Raw genomic sequence first — 18,901 nt, 5'->3', positions numbered from 1 at the left:
GCCACTATGAAGATCGACTGGGCAGCTCTGGGCTCCGTCTTCGGAGTCAGCCTCTCCGCCACCGTCGCCCTCGTGGCCCTGTTCACCCTCGGCATGGTGGGCCTGTCCAAGCACGAGGCGGCCACCGACGCCGGCGGCAGCGCCACCCTGGCCCGCACCGGCGCGTACGCCTGCTTCGCGCTCTGCACCGCCGCCGTGGCGTACGGGATCTACCTGATCGTCGCCTGATCCGCCGCGGGCCCGCCGCCCGCAGGCACCCGCGCAACCACTCCCCCCGGGCCCGGCCCGGGGGGAGTTCCCGTATGTACGTCCCCGTTCGGCCTGGTCAACGGCAAGTTGACGGGCGATCGCGGTGCGTGGTGGACTGCCGGAGCCATCACGGCGGCAGCAGAGGAAGTCCGGTGCGAATCCGGCGCGGTCCCGCCACTGTCACCGGGGAGCACGGCCGGCGCCCGCACCGGGCCGGCGCCCCGGGAGCCAGGAACTCTCGCCGCCGGACACGTCGAACCAGGGCGCGGACCCTGAGTGAGGACATACCTGCACATGCGTGCCGATCGCGTCTTCGCGTACGGCGCGACGGCGGGCCTGATCGCCGACCGGATCCTCGGTGATCCGCGCCGCGGGCACCCCGTCGCCGCCTTCGGACGAGCCGCCGCCGCCGTGGAACGCGCCCTGTGGCGCGACCGGCGGTCCCGCGGCGTGGCGCACGCCGCGGTGTGCGCCGGGGGCGCGGCCGCGCTCGGCGTGCTCGCCGCCCGCGCCGTACGCTCCCGCCCCGCAGCCGCCCGTATCGCCCTGACAGCAGCCGCCACCTGGGCCGTCGTGGGCGGCACCTCCCTGGGCCGGGAGGCCCGCGCCATCGGCGGCGCCCTCGCCGCCGGCGACGTGGAGGTCGCCCGGGAGCGGCTGCCGCACCTGTGCGGGCGCGACCCGCACGCCCTCGACGGGCAGCAGATCGCCCGCGCCGTCGTCGAATCCGTCGCCGAGAACACCTCCGACGCCGTCGTCGGCGCCCTGGTGTGGGGGGCCGTCGCGGGCGTCCCCGGACTGGCCGCCTTCCGCGCCGTCAACACACTCGACGCGATGGTCGGCCACAAGTCGCCCCGCCACCTCAACTACGGCTGGGCCTCCGCCCGCCTCGACGACCTCGCCGGCTGGCCCGGAGCCCGGCTGACGGCCCTGGCCGCCCTGGCCGCCGGGCCCGACCGGCGCGGGGCGCTGCGCGCCTGGCGCGCCGACGCCGCCGCCCACCCCAGCCCCAACGCCGGGCCGGTGGAGGCGTCCTTCGCGGGCGCCCTCGGGGTGCGGCTCGGCGGCACCCTCGCGTACGGCGGGCGGGTCGAGCACCGGGCCGTGCTGAACGGGGCGTACGGGCGGCCCGTCGAGACCGCCGACATCGAACGCGCGGTGCGGCTCTCGCAGCGCGTGACCTGGCTGGCACTGGGGGCGTGCGTCGCACTGCGGTTCGCGGTGTCGCGCCGCCCGGGGAAGGGGCGCGGATGAGCGGCGGCAGCGGGCGGGCGGGGGGTCTCCTCGTCGCGGGGACGACCTCGGACGCCGGCAAGAGCGTGGTCACGGCGGGCATCTGCCGCTGGCTGGCCCGGCAGGGCGTGAAGGTGGCGCCGTTCAAGGCGCAGAACATGTCGCTGAACTCGTTCGTCACCCGCGAGGGCGCCGAGATCGGGCGGGCGCAGGCCATGCAGGCGCAGGCGGCGGGCGTCGAGCCGACCGCGCTGATGAACCCGGTCCTGCTCAAGCCGGGCAGCGACCGCAGCAGCCAGGTCGTCCTGCTCGGCAAGCCGGTCGGCGAGATGAGCGCCCGCGGCTACCACGGCGGACGGCAGGAGCAGCTCCTCGGCGTCGTCACGGACTGCCTGGAGCAGCTGCGGGGCACGTATGACGCCGTGATCTGCGAGGGGGCGGGCAGTCCGGCCGAGATCAACCTGCGCCGGACCGACATCGTGAACATGGGCATCGCACGGGCCGCCCGGTTCCCGGTCGTCGTGGTCGGGGACATCGACCGCGGCGGGGTCTTCGCGTCCTTCTTCGGGACGACGGCGCTGCTGTCGGAGGCCGACCAGTCGCTGGTGGCGGGCTACCTGGTGAACAAGTTCCGCGGCGACGTCTCGCTGCTGGAGCCGGGCATGGAGATGCTGCGGTCCCTCACCGGCCGCGCCACGTACGGGGTCCTGCCCTACCGGCACGGGCTCGGCATCGACGAGGAGGACGGCCTGCGGGTCTCCCTGCGCGGAGCCGTGCGCGAGTCGGTCGTCGCCCCGCCGGTCGGCGCGGACGTGCTGCGGGTCGCGGTCTGCGCGGTGCCGCTGATGTCCAACTTCACGGACGTCGACGCGCTGGCGGCGGAACCGGGCGTGGTCGTGCGGTTCGTGGACCGGGCCGAGGAAGTCGCCGACGCGGACCTGGTCGTCGTACCCGGCACCCGCGGCACGGTGAAGGCCCTGGAGTGGCTCCGCGAGCGCGGGCTCGCCGATGCGCTGGCCGGGCGCGCCGCGGAGGGGCGGCCGGTGCTCGGCATCTGCGGCGGCTTCCAGGCGCTCGGCGAGCACATCGAGGACGACGTCGAGTCCAGGGCCGGATCCGTGGCCGGGCTCGGCCTGCTGCCGGTCCGGGTCCGCTTCGCGCGGGAGAAGACCCTGGCCCGGCCGACCGGGACGGCGCTCGGCGAGTCCGTCGAGGGGTACGAGATCCACCACGGCGTGGCCGAGGTGCTGGGCGGGGAGCCGTTCCTGGACGGCTGCCGGGTCGGCGCGGTCTGGGGCACCCACTGGCACGGCTCGCTGGAGTCCGACGGGTTCCGCCGGGCCTTCCTGCGGGAGGTCGCGGCCGCGGCCGGCCGGCGGTTCGTGCCGGCCCCGGACACCTCCTTCGCGGGGCTCCGCGAGGAGCAGCTCGACCTGCTCGGCGACCTGATCGAGGAACACGCCGACACCGGAGCCCTGCTCCGGCTCATCGAGGGCGGCGCCCCCGCGGGCCTCCCCTTCCTCCCGCCGGGGGCGCCGTGACCGCCGCCGTCCCCGCACGTGCGGGGAGCACGGAAGCACCTCGGCGAGGTGGTCGTGCAGCAGCGGGCCGGCCCTGCGGAGGCGGGGAGCATGCAGCCGGTCCGGTTCCCCCCGGACGCCTGAGCGTGCGCATCGACGACAAGCCACTCGAAGGAGTGATCGGTTCATGAGCAGCGCCCTCTTCCCCTTCTCGGCCGTGGTCGGCCAGGACGACCTCCGGCTGGCGCTGCTGCTCAACGCCGTCAGCCCGGCTGTCGGCGGGGTGCTGGTACGCGGCGAGAAGGGCACGGCCAAGTCGACGGCGGTGCGTGCGCTGGCCGCCGTGCTGCCGGAGGTCGACGTCGTGCCCGGCTGCCGCTTCAGCTGCGCGCCCGCCGCCCCGGACCCGGCCTGCCCCGACGGCCCCCACGAGCCGGGGCCCGGTACGGCACGGCCCGCCCGGATGGTGGAGCTGCCGGTCGGCGCCTCCGAGGACCGCCTGGTCGGCGCCCTCGACATCGAACGGGCTCTCGCCGACGGGGTGAAGGCCTTCGAGCCCGGCCTGCTCGCGGCCGCGCACCGCGGCATCCTCTACGTCGACGAGGTCAACCTGCTCCATGACCATCTGGTGGACTCGCTGTTGGACGCCGCGGCCATGGGCAGTTGCCACATCGAGCGCGAAGGCGTCTCCGTCCGGCACGCCGCGCGGTTCCTGCTCGTCGGCACGATGAACCCGGAAGAGGGCGAGCTGCGCCCGCAGCTGCTCGACCGGTTCGGGCTGACCGTGGAGGTGGCCGCCTCCCGGCAGCCGGAGCAGCGCGTCGAGGTGGTCCGGCGCAGGCTCGCCTACGAGGACGACCCCGCCGCCTTCGCGGCCCGCTGGGCCGGTGACGAGGCCGAGGTCCGGGCCGGTGTGGTGGCCGCACGGGCCCTGCTGCCGAAGGTCCGGCTGGGCGACGACTCCCTGCTGATGATCGCGGCGGTCTGCGCCGGCTTCGAGGTGGACGGCATGCGCGCCGACATCGTCATGGCCCGCACGGCGGCCGCGCTGGCCGCCTGGGCCGGGCGTACGGCGGTGCTGAAGGAGGACGTCCGGCAGGCCGCCCTGCTGGCCCTGCCGCACCGCAGGCGGCGCAACCCGTTCGACGCGCCCGGCCTGGACGAGGCCCTGCTGGACCGAATCCTGGACGGCTTCCCCGACGACGAACCGGAGCCCGACCCGGAGCCGGAGCCCGACCCGGAGCCGGATCCCGGCCCCGACGGCGGCGGCCCGGACGGCGGCGGCCCGGACGGCGGCGGCGTGCCCCCGCAGGGCGGCGGCCCGGAGGCCGCTCCCGAGCAGTCGGCGGATCCGGCCGAGGGCCCCCAGACCCCCGAGGCCCCCTCCCCCGCTTCGGCACCGGCCGCCGAGCAGGCCCCCGTACGGGCCGCAGAGCCGTTCCGGACGCGGATGTTCAGCGTGCCGGGCCTCGGCGAGGGCGCGTCCGGCCGCCGTTCGCGCGCCCGCACCGCGCACGGCCGTACCACCGGCGCCCAGCGCCCGCGCGGCCAGCTGACGAAGCTGCACCTGGCCGCGACCCTGCATGCCGCCGCTCCGCACCAGACGGCCCGCGGCCGCAGCGGCCGCGGGCTCGTGGTCCGCAAGGACGACCTGCGCCAGGCGGTGCGGGAGGGCCGCGAGGGGAACCTGGTGCTGTTCGTCGTCGACGCGTCGGGCTCGATGGCCGCCCGGCAGCGTATGGGCGCGGTGAAGGGCGCCGTGCTGTCGCTGCTGCTGGACGCCTACCAGCGGCGGGACAAGGTCGGCCTGGTGACGTTCCGCGGCTCTGCCGCGGAACTGGCGCTGCCGCCGACCTCCTCGGTGGACGCGGCCGCGGCGCGGCTGGAGCGGCTGCCGACCGGCGGCCGCACCCCGCTCGCCGCGGGCCTGCTGAAGGCGCGGGAGGTGCTGCGCGTGGAGCGGCTGCGGGATCCCAGCCGCCGCCCGCTGCTGGTGGTCGTCACCGACGGGCGGGCCACCTCGGCCGGCGCCCTCGGCGGCGACGCCCGCGAGGCCGCCGCGCGCAGCGCCCGCCTGCTGGCCGCGGACGGGGTGGCGTCGATCGTCGTGGACTGCGAGGCGGGGCCGGTCCGGCTGGGGCTGGCCGGGGCGCTGGCCGCCGACCTGGGCGGGCCGGCCGTCACGCTGGACGGGCTGCGGGCCGACGCGCTGGCCGGGCTCGTGAAGGACGTACGCACATCGGTGGCGACCGCGTCACCGCACACCAACAGGAGGGCCGCGTAATGCCCAAGGGACAGCCGACCGTCATCCCCGACGACGGACTCACCACACGGCAGCGCCGCAACCGCCCGCTCGTCTTCGTGCACACCGGGCCGGGCAAGGGGAAGTCGACGGCGGCGTTCGGGCTGGCGCTGCGCGCCTGGAACCAGGGCTGGCCGATCGGGGTGTTCCAGTTCGTCAAGTCGGCGAAGTGGAAGGTCGGCGAGGAGAACGCGCTGAAGGTGCTCGGCGCCTCCGGCGAGGGCGGCCCCGTCGTCTGGCACAAGATGGGCGAGGGCTGGTCGTGGGTGCAGCGCGACGCGCAGCTGGACAACGAGCAGGCCGCGAAGGAGGGCTGGGAGCAGGTCAAGCGCGACCTGGCCGCCGAGACGCACCGGCTGTACGTGCTGGACGAGTTCGCGTACCCGCTGCACTGGGGGTGGATCGACGTCGACGAGGTCATCGAGGTGCTGCGCGACCGGCCGGGCACCCAGCACGTGGTCATCACGGGCCGCAACGCGCCGGAGAAGCTGGTGGAGTTCGCCGACCTGGTCACGGAGATGACGAAGGTGAAGCACCCGATGGACACCGGCCAGAAGGGCCAGAAGGGCATCGAGTGGTGACCTCGCACACCGTCGCCGTCCCCCGCCTGGTGATCGCCGCCCCCTCGTCGGGGAGCGGCAAGACCACCGTCGCGACGGGGCTGATGGCGGCCTTCGCGGGGCGCGGCCTGGCCGTGTCCCCGCACAAGGCCGGCCCCGACTACATCGACCCCGGGTACCACGCCCTCGCCACGGGCCGGCCGGGGCGCAACCTCGACGCGTACCTGTGCGGGCCGGAGCTGGTGGCTCCGCTGTTCGCGCACGGGGCGGCGGGCTGCGACCTGGCGGTCGTGGAAGGCGTGATGGGCCTGTACGACGGGGCGGCGGGGCGCGGTGAGCTGGCGTCGACGGCGCAGGTGGCGAAGCTGCTGCGGGCGCCGGTGGTGCTGGTGGTCGACGCGTCGTCTCAGTCCCGGTCGGTGGCGGCGCTGGTGCACGGCTTCGCGTCGTTCGACCCGCTGGTGCGCCTGGGCGGGGTGATCCTGAACAAGGTGGGCTCCGACCGGCACGAGGCGATGCTGCGGGAGGCGCTGGAGGAGGCGGGCACCCCGGTGCTGGGCGTCCTGCGGCGTGCACCGCAGGTCGCGGCGCCGTCGCGGCACCTGGGGCTCGTACCGGTGGCGGAGCGGCGGGCGGACGCGGTGGCGTCGGTCGCGGCGCTGGCGGAGCAGGTGCGGGCCGGCTGCGACCTGGAGGGGCTGCTGGCGCTGGCCCGGTCGGCGCCGCCGCTGGACTGCGCGGCGTGGTCGCCGGAGCAGGCCGTGGCCGCCGCGGCCGCGGCGGCACCGGCTGCTGCGGGGCCCGGCCCGGGGCGGCGGCCCGTCGTCGCCGTCGCCGGCGGGGCCGCGTTCACGTTCTCCTACGCCGAGCACGCGGAGCTGCTCGCCGCCGCCGGAGCCGAGGTCGTGCCCTTCGACCCGCTGGCCGACGAGGCCCTGCCCGAGGGCACGTCCGGGCTGGTCGTCGGGGGCGGCTTCCCCGAGGTGTACGCCCCGGAGCTGGCCGCGAACGAGCCGCTGCGCAAGGCCGTCGCCGACTTCGCCGCGGCCGGCGGGCCGGTCGCCGCCGAGTGCGCGGGCCTGCTGTACCTGGCGCGGTCGCTCGACGGCCGGCCGATGTGCGGGGTCCTCGACGCGGACGCGGTGATGTCGCAGCGGCTGACGCTCGGCTACCGGGAGGCCGTCGCGGTGTCGGACAGCCCGCTCGCCGCGGCGGGGACGCGGCTGCGCGGCCACGAGTTCCACCGCACGGTGGTCGAGCCGGGCGCAGGCCCCGCCCCGGCGTGGGGGTTCACGCACCCGGAGCGGCGCGTCGAGGGGTTCGTCCACCGGGGCGTGCACGCCAGCTACCTGCACACCCACTGGGCGGCGGCGCCGTCGGTGGCCCTGCGTTTCACGGCCGCGGCGGCAGCCCACCGGTGACGTCACTCCGCGAGGCCCACCACGAGCCAGATCCCGGCCACCCCGCCCACCGTGCACATCAGCGTGGACAGGGCGGGGTGCCGGTGGTGCGCCTCCGGCAGGATCTCGGCGGCCGCGAGGTAGAGCAGCCCGCCGGCGAAGAAGCTCAGGTAGGCCCCGAGCGGTTCCTCCGGAAGGGTGAACAGCGCAGTGGACGCCGCGCCCACGACGGGGGCGGCGGCGTCCGCGAAGAGCATCATCAGCGCGCGCTTGCGGGCGTTCCCGTAGAGCCGCGTGAGGGTGTAGGTGTTGAAGCCGTCGGCGAAGTCGTGGGTGACCACGGCCAGGGCGACCGCGGCGCCCATGCCGCCGCCGACCTGGAAGGCGGCGCCGAGCGCCACCCCGTCGGCGAGGCTGTGGCCGACCATCGCGGCGGCGGCCGTCATCCCGACCTGGGGCGCCCGGCCGACGACGCCCTCCCCGCCGTTCTCCCCGTTGCGGCCGCCGGACGCGCCGTGTGCGGCCTGGCGTACCGCCAGGAGCCGTTCCACGACGTGCGCGACGAGGAACCCGGCCACGAAGAGCAGCAGCGCGAGCGGTACGCCGAACACCGGCCGGCCCGCCGCCTCCAGGGACTCCGGCAGCAGGTCCAGGCCCACGACGCCGAGCATCAGCCCGCCGGCGAGGCCCAGTACGAGGTGGCGGCGGTCGGTGACGCGCTGCGCCGTCCACCCGCCCGCCAGGGTCATCAGGAACGCGCCCAGCGCCACGATCACGGCCATGCGCCCTTGGATACCGACTGCCGGCCGCGCGTGCACGCGAGCGCGCGGGCGGCGGTCCACGCACGATTGACGACCGGGAAGGGGCAGGAGCCCGATGGGTGAGAACGCGACGCAGCTGGTGGTCGGGGTCGGCGGCCGGGCGGGGGTGTCCGTCGCGGAGGTCTGCGCCCTGGTCGAGGAGACCCTGCGCGGGGCCGGCCTGGCGGCCGGATCGGTGAAGGCGCTGGCGACGGTGGAGTCGAAGGCCCGCGAGGCCGGGATCACGGGGGCGGCGGAACGTTTCGGCGTGCCGCTGCTCAGCTACCCGGCCGAGGAGCTGGCGGGCATCGCCGTGCCGCACCCCTCGGACGCGGCCCGCCAGGCGGCCGGAACGCCCTCGGTGGCGGAGGCCGCGGCGCTGGCGACGGGCGGCGAGCTCCTCGTGCCGAAGCGCCGGTCGGTGGCGGCGACGTGCGCCGTGGCGACGGCGCAGGCCCACGACCTGCGCCACCACGGCGACGCCGAGGTCCGCGACGACGGCGGATCGCTGGTGGACCTCGCGGTGAACGTACGGGCGCACATGCCGCCGGAGTGGCTGAAGCAGCGCATCGCGGCTTCGCTCGGCGGTCTCTCCGCCTACCCCGACGGGCGCGCGGCCCGCGCGGCGGTGGCGGCTCGGCACGGGCTGCCGGTCGACCGGGTGCTGTTGACGGCCGGGGCCGCGGAGGCGTTCGTCCTGCTCGCACGAGCCCTGGACGTGCGGCGGCCGGTGGTGGTGCACCCGCAGTTCACGGAGCCGGAGGCCGCGCTGCGGGACGCCGGGCACCGGGTGGAGCGGGTGCTCCTGCGGGCGGAGGACGGCTTCCGGCTGGATCCGGCCGCGGTGCCGGAGGAGGCGGACCTGGTCGTCGTCGGGAACCCGACGAACCCGACGTCCGTGCTGCACCCGGCGGCCGCGCTGGCGGCCCTGGCCCGGCCGGGCCGGATCCTCGTCGTGGACGAGGCGTTCATGGACGCGGTGCCCGGGGAGCCGGAGGCGCTGGCCGGCCGCACGGACGTGCCGGGCCTGGTGGTGCTGCGGAGCCTCACCAAGACGTGGGGGCTGGCGGGGCTGCGGATCGGGTACGTGCTGGCGGAGCCGGAGGTGGTCGCCCTGCTGGCGGCGGCGCAGCCGCTGTGGCCGGTGTCGACGCCCGCGCTCGTCGCGGCGGAGGCGTGCGTGGCTCCGGCGGCCCTCGCGGAGGCGGAGGCCGCGGCCCGGCAGATCGAGGCGGACCGGGAGCACCTCCTCGCCGGGCTCGCCGAGTTCGAGGAGCTCACGGTGTCGGGGACGGCCCGGGGGCCGTTCGTCCTGGTCCGGGTGGCCGGGGCGGCGCAGGTCCGGATGCGGCTGCGGGCGCTGGGCTTCGCGGTCCGCCGCGGGGACACCTTCCCCGGCCTGGACGAGGACTGGCTGCGCCTGGCGGTGCGGGACCGGGCGACGACGGGCCGCCTCCTCCAGGCGCTGGACCACGCCCTCACCCTGACGGCCGCCGCCCGCTGACCCCGGCGCCCCGGCCGGCCGGGCGGCCGCCGGGAACCGGCCCCCCCGGGGCGCGTCCTCCGCCGCGGACCCACGGCCGGGAGCCGCCCGTGGGGAACGCCGAGCGGAGCCACCGCAAGCTGCTGACCTGCGCTGATGTCCGGCTTCGGCGGGGGTTGCGGGTGGCGTCGGCGGCGTGCCCGGGGGATGATCTGCGCAGGACGGCCATGCAGGGGGGACGCAGGATGAACGTTTCGGCAAAGGCGGGCGCGGCCGCGGTGGGGCTGGCGGCGGTGGCGGCCGCGGCGGTGTTCGCCGGCCCCGCCCTGCTCGGCGGCGGCGGGGAGCAGCGCGGCGCCGCGGAGCAGCGGCTCTCGGGCGGGCGGCCGGAGGCCGGCGCGGCGAGCCCCTCGGCGCCGCCGGGGGCGCGCCCGTTCACGCTCGTCGCGACGGGCGACACGATCCCGTACCCGTCGATCATCGCGCAGGCCGCGAGCGACGCGGCCGGCAGCGGGGCGGGGCACGACTTCCGGAGGATACTGGCCGGGGTGAAGCCCGTGGTGGAGGCCGCCGACCTGGCCATATGCCACCACGAGATACCGTACGGCCGGCCCGGCGGCCCCTACACCGGATACCCGGCCTTCAAGGCCCCGCACGAGCTGGCCGACGCGCTGCGGGACGCCGGCTACGACAGCTGCTCGACGGCCTCGAACCACACGCTGGACGACGGGTGGGACGGCCTGGTCCGCACCCTCGACCACCTCGACCGCGTCGGCATCAAGCACGTCGGCTCGGCCCGCACCGCCGAGGAGGCGAAGGCCCCGGCGATGCTCTCCGCGGGCGGCGCGACGGTCGCCCAGCTGGACTACACGTACGGTACGAACGGGATCCCGCTGCCGGCCGGGAAGCCGTGGGCCGTGAACCTGATCGACCGGGACCGGATCATCGCGGACGCCCGCGCGGCCCGCGCCGCGGGCGCCCACGTCGTCGTCCTCAGCATCCACTGGGGCTCCGAGTGGCAGACGGCCCCCGACAGGCAGCAGCAGGACCTGGCGCAGGCGCTCACCGCCTCCCGCGGTGCGGACGGCCTCCCCGACATCGACCTGGTCATCGGAACGCACAACCACGTCCCGCAGCCCTACGAGAAGGTCAACGGGACGTGGGTGGTGTACGGGATGGGCGATCAGATCGCCAGCTTCTACGAACCGGAGAAGCTGCGCGGCAACATGTCGTCCATCCCCCGCTTCACCTTCGCGCCGGCGGCCGCGCACCCGGGCCGCTGGGAGGTGGTGAAGGCCGAGTACCTGACCTCGTTCTCGGACCGGGGGGCTCCGTTCCGGGTGGTGTGCACGTCCTGCACGGCCGACGGCGGCGCCGGGGCGGGTGCCGCGAAGCGCTCCGAGTACGCCGCCGTCGACCGGCAGGTCGGCGAGGCCGTGCTGTCGCGCGGGGCCGGCGGCCAGGGGCTGCTGCGCGCCACGCAGTGACGCAGGCCGGCGCCCGCGGCGTCAGGAGGAGCGGCGGCGGGTGACGAGGAGCGCGACGCCGCCGAGGCAGAGCAGGACGAGCGCCCCGCCCGCGACGTACGGGGTGGCCGAACTGCCGCCGGTCTCGGCCAGGTTGGCGTTGCTCGCGATGACGGCGCCGGTCCCGGAGGCACCGGTCTGCGGCTTGACGTCGGACCGGGCGCCGCCGCCGGGGGTGCCGGAGGGCTCGGGGGCGGCGGAGGGCGGCGGGCCCGCCGGCGTCTGGCAGCGCGCCTCGGCCAGGACGATCTCGCCCTCGACCTGGGCCACGTTCAGGTCGAGCGGGTTGACGGACACCTTCAGCCGGAGCGCGGCCGCGGCGGCGGTCGTGGAGGTCGTCTCCGTGCCGGAGAGCTCCAGGCTGACCATGCCGACCTTCGGCACCTCGACCTTGGTGGGGCCTCCTGCGGACAGGGTGGCCTTCTTGCCGAGGACGGTGACGGAGCCCAGCACGTTGGAGGTGGCGGACGGCTGGCGCCCGGACTCGCACACCGCCTTGGAGGTGACCTTCTCCACCTCGATCAGCGACAGCGCGGGCAGTCCGGGAAGGTGGACGCGGGCCCGCGCGAGGTTGGCCTCCGCCTCGGCGCGGCCGCGGGCGGCGGTGGCCTTGGAGGTGGCGGTGTCGGCCTTGAGGATGTGGACCGGCCGGCCGCCCTCGACGCCGTCGAGGGTGACGGAGAGGGCGGTCTTCTGGGCGGAGGCCGGGGCGCTGACCTCGTTGAGGGTGGTCTTCAGGGGGACGTGGACGGCCTTGTTGAGCAGGCCCACGTCGAGTCCGGCGCGCAGGACGGCGGCTTGGGCCCGGCCGTCGCCGGCGCCGCCGGCCGCGGTTCCCGCGCCGCCCGTGGCGTGGGCGGGCGGGGCGGCGAGGAGGGCGACCGCGCCCGTGGCGAGCAGGGCGGCCGCGGGCATGCGGAAGGTGTAGCGGTTCAAGGTGGTGGAACCCCCGGGGAGATGGGGGCCGCCGCGCAGCCAATGGGGGACATCGCGCGTCGGCGGCCTGTTACCCGGGGAATTTTTTACGCACGGAGAGTGAACGCACAGCGACCTGAGGTGAGTTCACCCCAACGGGTGGTTTCCATCCACGTATTCGATTGCTTTCGCATCAGGCGGAACGGGAGTTCTTTTCCGCCACACCCCCGGGGACGGAGCCCGCGCGCCGGGCCCCCGCGCAGCGGTCTCCAACGACCGGCGGGGCGTCCGCGTCACGCCGCGTCAACCCGGTGGTGCCGCGGGGAGGTCCGGCCGGTCAGGCGCGGACCGCGCCGTTCACCACGACCCGCAGCGGCTGCGCCAGCGCCCGTACGTCGGCCCGCGGGTCGGTCGCGTAGACGACGAGGTCCGCGGGGGCGCCCTCGGTGAGGCCGGGCCTTCCCAGCCATGCGCGCGCCGCCCACGTCGTCGCCGACAGGGCGTCCAGCGGCGGGATCCCGGCGCGCACCAGCTCCCCGACCTCGTCCGCGACGAGCCCGTGCGGCAGGGAGCCGCCCGCGTCGGTGCCCACGTACACGGGGATGCCCGCGTCCCAGGCGGAGCGGACCGTGTCGTACCGCCGCTCGTGCAGCCGCCTCATGTGCGCCGACCAGCGGGGGAACTTGGCGTCGCCGCCGGCCGCGAGCTTCGGGAACGTCGCGATGTTCACCAGCGTCGGGACGATCGCCACCCCGCGCTCCGCGAACAGCGGGATGGTGTCCTCGGTGAGCCCGGTGGCGTGCTCGATGCAGTCGATGCCGGCCTCGACCAGGTCGCGCAGCGAGTCCTCGGCGAAGCAGTGCGCGGTGACCCGTGCGCCCAGCCGGTGCGCCTCGGCGATGGCCGCCTCGACCTCGCCCCGCGGCCAGCAGGCCGTCAGGTCGCCGGCGTCGCGGTCGATCCAGTCCCCGACCAGCTTCACCCAGCCGTCGCCGCGCCGGGCCTCGCGGCCGACGTACTCGACGAGGTCGGCCGGCTCGATCTCGTGGGCGTAGTTGCGGATGTAGCGGCGGGTGCGGGCGATGTGCCGCCCCGCCCGGATGATCTTCGGGAGGTCGTCGCGGTCGTCGATCCAGCGGGTGTCGGAGGGGGATCCGGCGTCGCGGATGAGCAGGGTGCCCGCGTCGCGGTCGGTCAGCGCCTGCCGTTCGGCGGTACCCGCGTCGACGGGGCCGTGGGCGTCGAGCCCCACGTGGCAGTGCGCGTCGACGAGGCCGGGCAGCACCCAGCCGGACACGGCGGTCGTGTCGCGGGCGCCTGCCGGGCGCTCGTAGGAGATCCGGCCGCCGACCACCCACAGCTCGTCGCGGACGTCGTCGGGCCCGACGAGCACGCGTCCCTTCACATGCAGCACGTCATCCGTCATGACCGAACTGTACGTGCGCCCCGGATAGGGTTCCCGGGTAGTCCCCGCACCAAGAGAGAGCACCCCCGTGGACCACCCCTTCCTGGACCTGCCGCCGCTGACCGCGGAGCGCTTCGCGTCGATCGAGCGGCGCGTGGCGGACCTGCTCGGCACCCGGCAGGACGTGGTGATCACGCAAGGCGAGGCGCTGCTGCCGCTGGAGGGCTGCATCCGCTCGGGCGCCCGGCCCGGCTCGGCCGCGCTCAACGTGGTCACGGGCCCGTACGGGAACACGTTCGGCAACTGGCTGCGCGACTGCGGTGCCGAGGTGGTGGACCTGGAGGTGCCGTTCGACACCGCGGTCACCGCCGGGCAGGTGGCCGGAGTGCTGGAAGCGCACCCGCGGATCGACTTCGTGTCGCTGGTGCACGCGGAGGCCGCGACCGGCAACACCAACCCGGTCGCGGAGATCGGCGAGGCGGTACGGGCCCACGGGGCGCTGTTCATGCTGGACGCGGTGGCGTCGGTCGCGGCGGAGCCGCTGCTGACCGACGCGTGGGGCGTGGACCTGTGCGTGATCGGGGCGCAGAAGGCGATGGGCGGACCGGCCGGCGTGTCCGCGGTGTCGGTGTCGGCGCGGGCCTGGGAGCGGTTCGCGGGGAACCCGGCCGCGCCGCGCCGCTCGTACCTGTCCCTGCTGGACTGGAAGGAGCGCTGGATCGACGGCGGGCGCCGGGCGCTGCCGCACGCGCCGGCGCAGCTGGAGATGCTGGCGCTGGAGGCGTGCCTGGACCGGATCGCGGCCGAGGGCCTGCCCGCGGTGCAGGCCCGCCACGCGGCGGCCGCGGCGGCGGTCCGGGCGGGCGCGGAGGCGCTCGGCGTCGCCCCGTACGTGAAGCGCGCGGCCGAGGCGGCTCCGGTGGCGACGACGCTGCGGGTGGCGGACGCCGCGGCGGTGGCGGCCAGGGCGCTGGCCGCCGACCCGGGGACGCCGCTCGCGGCGGGCGCCGGTGGGGCGGCCGGGGAGATGCTGCGGGTCAACCACTACGGGGCGGCCGCCTCGCGGCCGGTGGTGCGCGCCTGCCTGGCCGCGCTGGCGACGGCGCTGTCGGCGCACCCGGCCAAGGCCCTGGAGGCGGCCGACGCGGCCTGGGAGGCGGCGGCGCACTGAGCCCCGCCCGCCGCCGCGGATCGGCGGCGGAGGGCGGAACCCGGAGGCGGGGCCGCGGTGTTCAGGCCTGCGGGACGGCGCAGGCGCCCTCCGCGTCGCACGCGTCGGCCGCCGGGGTCGGCCCCGCGGCCACCCGGCCCTCCCAGGCCTGCTCCAGGGCGCGGGTGAACACCTCGGCGGGCTGGCCGCCGGAGATGCCGTAGCGGCGGTCGAGGACGAAGAACGGCACGGCGTTGGCGCCGAGTTCGGCGGCCTCCCGCTCGTCGGCGCGGACCTGCGCGGCGTAGGCGGTGCCGTCCGCGAGGACGGCGCGGACCTCGGCCTCGTCCAGGCCGGCCTCGACGGCGACGGCGGTGAGCACCTCGGGGTCGAAGACGGACCGATCCTCGGCGAAGTTGGCGCGGAACGCCCCGTCGAGGAGCTCCTCCTGGAGACCGCGCGCGGCGGCCAGGTGCAGCAGCCGGTGGATGTCGAAGGTGTTGCCGTGGTCGCGGCCCTCGGTGCGGTACTCCAGGCCCTCGGCGCGGGCGGCGGCCGCGACGTGCTCCTCCATGCCGCGGGCCTCGTCGAGGGTGCGGCCGTACTTCTCGGCGAGCATCTCGACGACCGGGGCGGTGCTGCCCTTGGCGCTGTTCGGGTCGAGCTCGAAGGAGCGGAAGACGACCTCGACCCCGTCGCGGTGCGCGAACGCGGCCAGCCCCTTGGCGAAGCGGGCCTTGCCGATGTAGCACCAGGGGCAGGCGATGTCGCTCCAGATCTCGACGCGCATGTTCCTTCTTCTCTTTCCGGTCGCGGGAGGGCGGGCAGGCGGCGCGACGGTGGGGCCGCGGCGGTTTCGCCTTCAACAACCTGTCGGAACATCTCATTCCCCGGACGGGCCGGGACGCGCCGCGGACTACTTCCTCAGCCAGGTCTCCATCATCTTCTGGGCGATGGGGGCCGCCAGGCGGCCGCCGCCGATCTCGGAGCGGTCGGTGTCGGAGTTCTCGATCATCACGGCCACGGCGATCTGCTTGTCCTTCGCCTTGCCGTAGGAGGTGAACCAGGCGAGCGGTGGCAGGTTGTTCTTCACGCCTCGCTGGGCGGTGCCCGTCTTGCCGCCGACCTCGGCGCCCGAGACCTGCGCGGGCTTGCCGCCGCCCTCGGTCGCGACGGTCTTCATGACGTCGCGCAGCATCGCAGCGGTCTTCGGGTTCATGGCCTGCTGCGTCTTGGGGTTCTTGAAGCTCTCCAGCACGCTGCCGCCCGCGTCGGTCACCTCGGAGACCGAGTGCGGGGCGACGAGCTTGCCGTCGTTCTCGATCGCGGCGGTTACCATCGCCATCTGGAGCGGGGTCGCCTGGACGTCGAACTGGCCGATGCCGGTCTGCGCGACCTGGTCGACGGACATCTTCGCGGAGGGGTACTTGCTCGGCACGCGGGTGGTGACGGGCGTCTCCACGTTCGTGTTGAAGCCGAGCTTCTCCGCCATCGCCCGCATCTTGTCCTGGCCCAGCTTGGAGGCGAGTTCGGCGAAGACGTTGTTGCAGGACAGCTTCATCGCGGTGCGCGCCGAGACGCCGTTGCAGGCGGCGGAGCCGGCCTCGCTGGGCAGCAGCGTCCTGGTCCCGGGGATGGTGTACGGGTCGGGGATGCCGGTCGGGGCGTCGACGTTGGCGACGAGCCCGTTCTCGATGGCCGCCGCCAGGGTGACCAGCTTGAAGGTGGAGCCGGGCGCCTGCGGCTTGCGCAGCGCGACGTTCTCCATCGCCTTGCCGTTGTCGGCGGACAGCTCCTTCCAGGCCTCCGTGTCGTTGGCGCCGGAGATCCGGCCGGGGTCGAAGGAGGGGTTGTTCACCATGGCGAGGATCTCGCCGGTCTTCGGGTCGATCGCGACGGCGGAGCCCTGCTTGCCCTGGAGCGCCTCGTAGGCGGCCTTCTGGACGTCCTTGTCGATCGTGGTGATGACGTTGCCCGGCGAGGCCCGCTTGTTGAGCAGCAGGTCCATGACGGTCTTCAGGCGGTCGTCCGAGCCGTTGAGGACCTTCTTGTAGACGCCTTCGAGCATGCTCGTCCCGAAGGCCTGCGAACTGAAGCCGGTGATCGGGGCGTAGAGCGGCCCGTCCGCGTACGTCCGCTTGTACGCGAAGTCCTTGCCGCCGGTCTTGACGGAGCCGGTGATCGCCTCTCCGCCCACGATGATGTTCCCCAGCGGGTTCTCGTACTGCCCGATGAGGTTCCGGCGGTTGTGCTCGTTGTCTGCGAGGGCCTGGCCTTGGTAGGCCTGCACCCAGGTGACCCGGACCAACAGGGCCAGCACCAGGAGCAGGCAGAAGACCGACGCACGCCTGATCGTCTTGTTCATCTCCCGAAAGGACGCTCGACGGCCCGCGTGCGTTCCTCCCCGCTGCGAGTGTGGCCCGTTTCTCAGCCCCTTCTCATCACGAAGCCCCCTTCGTAGGCGGCGATGACCGCCTGGGTGCGGTCGCGCGAGCCCGTCTTGGCGAGGACGGCCGCCACGTGCGTCTTGACGGTCTGGGGGCCGACGCCGAGGCGGGCGCCGATCTCGGCGTTCGACAGCCCGGCGGCCATCAGCCGCAGCACGCCGGCCTCCCGGTCCGTGAGCCGCCCCGCCCAGGCCGCCGTACCGCCCGCAGCGGCGGCGTGGTGCGCGGCCAGCGAGCGGACGGCCTCAGGGAAGAGCAGGGAGTCGCCGCGGGCCACCAGCCGCACCGCGCCGAGCAGTTCGTCGGGGTCGGCGCGCTTCAGCAGGAACCCGGCGGCGCCGGCACGCAGCGCGTCGTACACGTGGGCGTCGTTCTCGAAGGTGGTGACGACGAGGATCCTGGGCGGTTCGGCCGCGCCGGCCAGGATCCTCTCGGTGGCCCGTATGCCGTCGATGCCGGGCATACGGACGTCCATCAGCACCACGTCCGGAGCGAGGGCGCGCACGGTGGACACCGCCTCGGCGCCGTCGGCGGCCTCTCCGACGACCTCCAGGTCGGGCTCGGCGTCGAGGATGACCCGCAGGGCGGTGCGGACCATGCGCTCGTCGTCGGCGAGGACGATGCGCAGCGGGGGCCGGCTCATCGGCCGCTCCCGCCGAGGGGGAGGACGGCTCTCAGGCGCCACAGGCCGCCGTGCCGCCCGGCCTCGACGCTCCCGCCGAGGAGCCGGGCCCGCTCGGCGGCCCCGTGCAGGCCGTGGCCGCCGCCGGTGCGCGGGGTGGGGCCGCCTGCGGCCCCGGGCGGATTGGTCATGGTGATCTCCAGTTCCCGGTGTGCGGTGTTGCCGGGGCCTCCGTCCGGTACGTCCCGGACGGCGATCCGCAGCTCGACGGGCCCGGTCCCGTGCCGCAGGGCGTTGCCGAGGCCCTCCTGCACGATCCGGTACGCCTCCCGGGACGCGATCGCGGGAAGCTGCGACCAGTCCCCGGCGGGCCCCGGCTCCTGGCGGGCGGTGACGGGGGTGCCGGCGGCCCGGGTGCGGGCCAGCAGCCCGTCCAGGTCGGAGGCCAGGGTGGGGGCGGGCGCCGCGGCCCGGCCGGCGGGGTCGCCGTCCCGCAGCAGGCCGAGCACCCCGTCCAGCTCGCCCACGGTCCGCCGGGCGGTGTCCTCGATGGCGGCGAGGGCCTCCCGGACGAACTCCGGGTCGCGGTCGAGGACCCGGCGGGCGGCGACCGCCTGGAGGGTGACCGCGCTCAGGGCATGGCCGACGGCGTCGTGCAGCTCGCGGGCGAGCCGGTTGCGCACGGCGAGGTCGGCGGCCCGCTCCTCGGCCGCGGCCAGCCGGTCCGCCGCCGTCGGCCCGAGCAGCACGGGCGCCGCCCGGGCCAGCAGCTCCCCCGCCGCCGCGGCGACCACGACCAGCCCGGCCAGCATCCCGAAACCCATGAGCGGTGCCACCCAGGAGGCGGTGTCGTCGGGGAACCAGACCAGCGGCAGCGGGTCCTCCCGCAGCGCCCGCACCGCCGGCACCGCGATCAGCACCACCGCCATCGGCGGAACCGCCAGGCTCATCCCGGCGACGGCCGCCCCGACCCCCAGGTGCAGCGACCACCAGGCGGCGGTCCTGCCGCGGGCCGCCCAGGACCGGGCCGGCCCCTCGGCCAGCACCTCCCCAGGCACCCCGCACAGCATCCGCACGGCACCCGCCGACATCGGCCGGACCGGCCCGAACACGCCGGTCACCGCGGCGAGGGGCACGGACAGGCCGTAGGCCGCGAACACCAGCGGCGTGTACGCCAGCGCGTTCACCCCCCCGGCCGCCACCCCGACGGCGACCTGCGCCAGCAGGAAGTACGGCATCAGCAGCGCCCCGCCGAGCACCAGGTGCACCCACCGCATCCGCGCCCGCGC

General features: G+C 75.8%; 16 protein-coding genes and 1 riboswitch. Of the genes, 9 read left to right on the top strand and 7 right to left on the bottom strand.

Annotated features, from left to right (window positions below; all coding sequences use genetic code 11):
• Positions 1 to 6: 6 nt before the first annotated feature.
• The 6 genes from ACZ462_RS20970 (at position 7) to ACZ462_RS20945 (ending at position 7,285) form a co-directional block, all read left to right on the top strand.
• Complete coding sequence (locus ACZ462_RS20970) at positions 7 to 228, top strand: hypothetical protein (protein ID WP_467808809.1); 222 nt, start codon at positions 7 to 9, stop codon at positions 226 to 228.
• Between the two features lie 163 nt (positions 229 to 391).
• Positions 392 to 486, top strand: a riboswitch (cobalamin riboswitch).
• Positions 487 to 543: 57 nt separating this feature from the next.
• Positions 544 to 1,503: a cobalamin biosynthesis protein gene (locus ACZ462_RS20965; protein ID WP_467808810.1), complete on the top strand. Its 960-nt coding sequence runs from the start codon at positions 544 to 546 to the stop codon at positions 1,501 to 1,503.
• Complete coding sequence (locus ACZ462_RS20960; RefSeq protein ID WP_467808812.1) at positions 1,500 to 3,023, top strand: cobyric acid synthase; 1,524 nt, start codon at positions 1,500 to 1,502, stop codon at positions 3,021 to 3,023. Before ACZ462_RS20965 ends, ACZ462_RS20960 begins: the two co-directional genes overlap by 4 nt.
• Before the next feature lie 166 nt (positions 3,024 to 3,189).
• Positions 3,190 to 5,286: a putative cobaltochelatase gene (locus tag ACZ462_RS20955; RefSeq protein WP_467808813.1), complete on the top strand. Its 2,097-nt coding sequence runs from the start codon at positions 3,190 to 3,192 to the stop codon at positions 5,284 to 5,286.
• The gene (gene cobO, locus ACZ462_RS20950; protein ID WP_467808814.1) at positions 5,286 to 5,885 is read left to right on the top strand and encodes a cob(I)yrinic acid a,c-diamide adenosyltransferase; all 600 of its coding nucleotides are present in this window, start codon (positions 5,286 to 5,288) and stop codon (positions 5,883 to 5,885) included. The genes ACZ462_RS20955 and cobO overlap by 1 nt, the downstream gene beginning before the upstream one ends.
• On the top strand, positions 5,879 to 7,285 hold the full coding sequence (locus tag ACZ462_RS20945) for a cobyrinate a,c-diamide synthase (RefSeq protein ID WP_467808815.1): 1,407 nt from the start codon (positions 5,879 to 5,881) through the stop codon (positions 7,283 to 7,285). Before cobO ends, ACZ462_RS20945 begins: the two co-directional genes overlap by 7 nt.
• 2 nt (positions 7,286 to 7,287) lie before the next feature.
• On the opposite strand, the gene ACZ462_RS20940 is transcribed toward ACZ462_RS20945, so the two are convergent.
• Positions 7,288 to 8,046 carry a ZIP family metal transporter gene (locus ACZ462_RS20940; protein ID WP_467808816.1) on the bottom strand — a complete coding sequence of 253 codons (759 nt, stop codon included), beginning with the start codon at positions 8,044 to 8,046 and terminating at the stop codon, positions 7,288 to 7,290.
• 94 nt (positions 8,047 to 8,140) lie between these two features.
• Here ACZ462_RS20940 and cobC point away from each other — a divergent pair, with 94 nt between their 5' ends.
• Together cobC and ACZ462_RS20930 are read left to right on the top strand one after the other, a co-directional pair.
• Entirely contained in the window at positions 8,141 to 9,568 is a 1,428-nt protein-coding gene (gene cobC / locus ACZ462_RS20935) for an Rv2231c family pyridoxal phosphate-dependent protein CobC (RefSeq protein WP_467808817.1), read from the top strand.
• Positions 9,569 to 9,792: 224 nt separating this feature from the next.
• On the top strand, positions 9,793 to 11,034 hold the full coding sequence (locus tag ACZ462_RS20930; protein ID WP_467808819.1) for a CapA family protein: 1,242 nt from the start codon (positions 9,793 to 9,795) through the stop codon (positions 11,032 to 11,034).
• Between the two features lie 21 nt (positions 11,035 to 11,055).
• Here the strand turns inward: ACZ462_RS20930 and ACZ462_RS20925 are convergent, their stop codons facing one another.
• Both ACZ462_RS20925 and ACZ462_RS20920 read right to left on the bottom strand, forming a co-directional pair.
• Entirely contained in the window at positions 11,056 to 12,009 is a 954-nt protein-coding gene (locus ACZ462_RS20925) for an SCO1860 family LAETG-anchored protein (protein ID WP_467808820.1), read from the bottom strand.
• Between the two features lie 316 nt (positions 12,010 to 12,325).
• Positions 12,326 to 13,414, bottom strand: coding sequence for an amidohydrolase family protein (locus ACZ462_RS20920; protein WP_467808822.1), 1,089 nt, complete (start codon positions 13,412 to 13,414; stop codon positions 12,326 to 12,328).
• Between the two features lie 67 nt (positions 13,415 to 13,481).
• On the opposite strand from ACZ462_RS20920, the gene ACZ462_RS20915 reads away from it, so the two are divergent.
• A complete protein-coding gene (locus ACZ462_RS20915) occupies positions 13,482 to 14,564 on the top strand; it encodes a pyridoxal-phosphate-dependent aminotransferase family protein (RefSeq protein WP_467808823.1) in 1,083 nt (360 codons plus the stop codon).
• A gap of 61 nt (positions 14,565 to 14,625) precedes the next feature.
• Here ACZ462_RS20915 and ACZ462_RS20910 read toward each other — a convergent pair whose 3' ends face one another.
• The 4 genes from ACZ462_RS20910 to ACZ462_RS20895 form a co-directional block, all read right to left on the bottom strand.
• Positions 14,626 to 15,333 (bottom strand): DsbA family oxidoreductase, encoded by a 708-nt coding sequence (locus ACZ462_RS20910; protein ID WP_467808824.1) that lies wholly within the window; start codon positions 15,331 to 15,333, stop codon positions 14,626 to 14,628.
• Between the two features lie 126 nt (positions 15,334 to 15,459).
• Positions 15,460 to 16,908 carry a peptidoglycan D,D-transpeptidase FtsI family protein gene (locus tag ACZ462_RS20905; RefSeq protein ID WP_467808826.1) on the bottom strand — a complete coding sequence of 483 codons (1,449 nt, stop codon included), beginning with the start codon at positions 16,906 to 16,908 and terminating at the stop codon, positions 15,460 to 15,462.
• Positions 16,909 to 16,970: 62 nt separating this feature from the next.
• On the bottom strand, positions 16,971 to 17,633 hold the full coding sequence (locus tag ACZ462_RS20900; protein WP_467808827.1) for a response regulator transcription factor: 663 nt from the start codon (positions 17,631 to 17,633) through the stop codon (positions 16,971 to 16,973).
• Positions 17,630 to 18,889, bottom strand: coding sequence for a sensor histidine kinase (locus ACZ462_RS20895; protein WP_467808835.1), 1,260 nt, complete (start codon positions 18,887 to 18,889; stop codon positions 17,630 to 17,632). The genes ACZ462_RS20900 and ACZ462_RS20895 overlap by 4 nt, the downstream gene beginning before the upstream one ends.
• Between the last annotated feature and the right edge of the window lie 12 nt (positions 18,890 to 18,901).

This window comes from Streptomyces sp. NPDC031121, from assembly GCF_055570615.1.
Note: the sequence above shows the minus strand (reverse complement) of the source record. Positions and strands in the feature narration are given on the sequence as shown.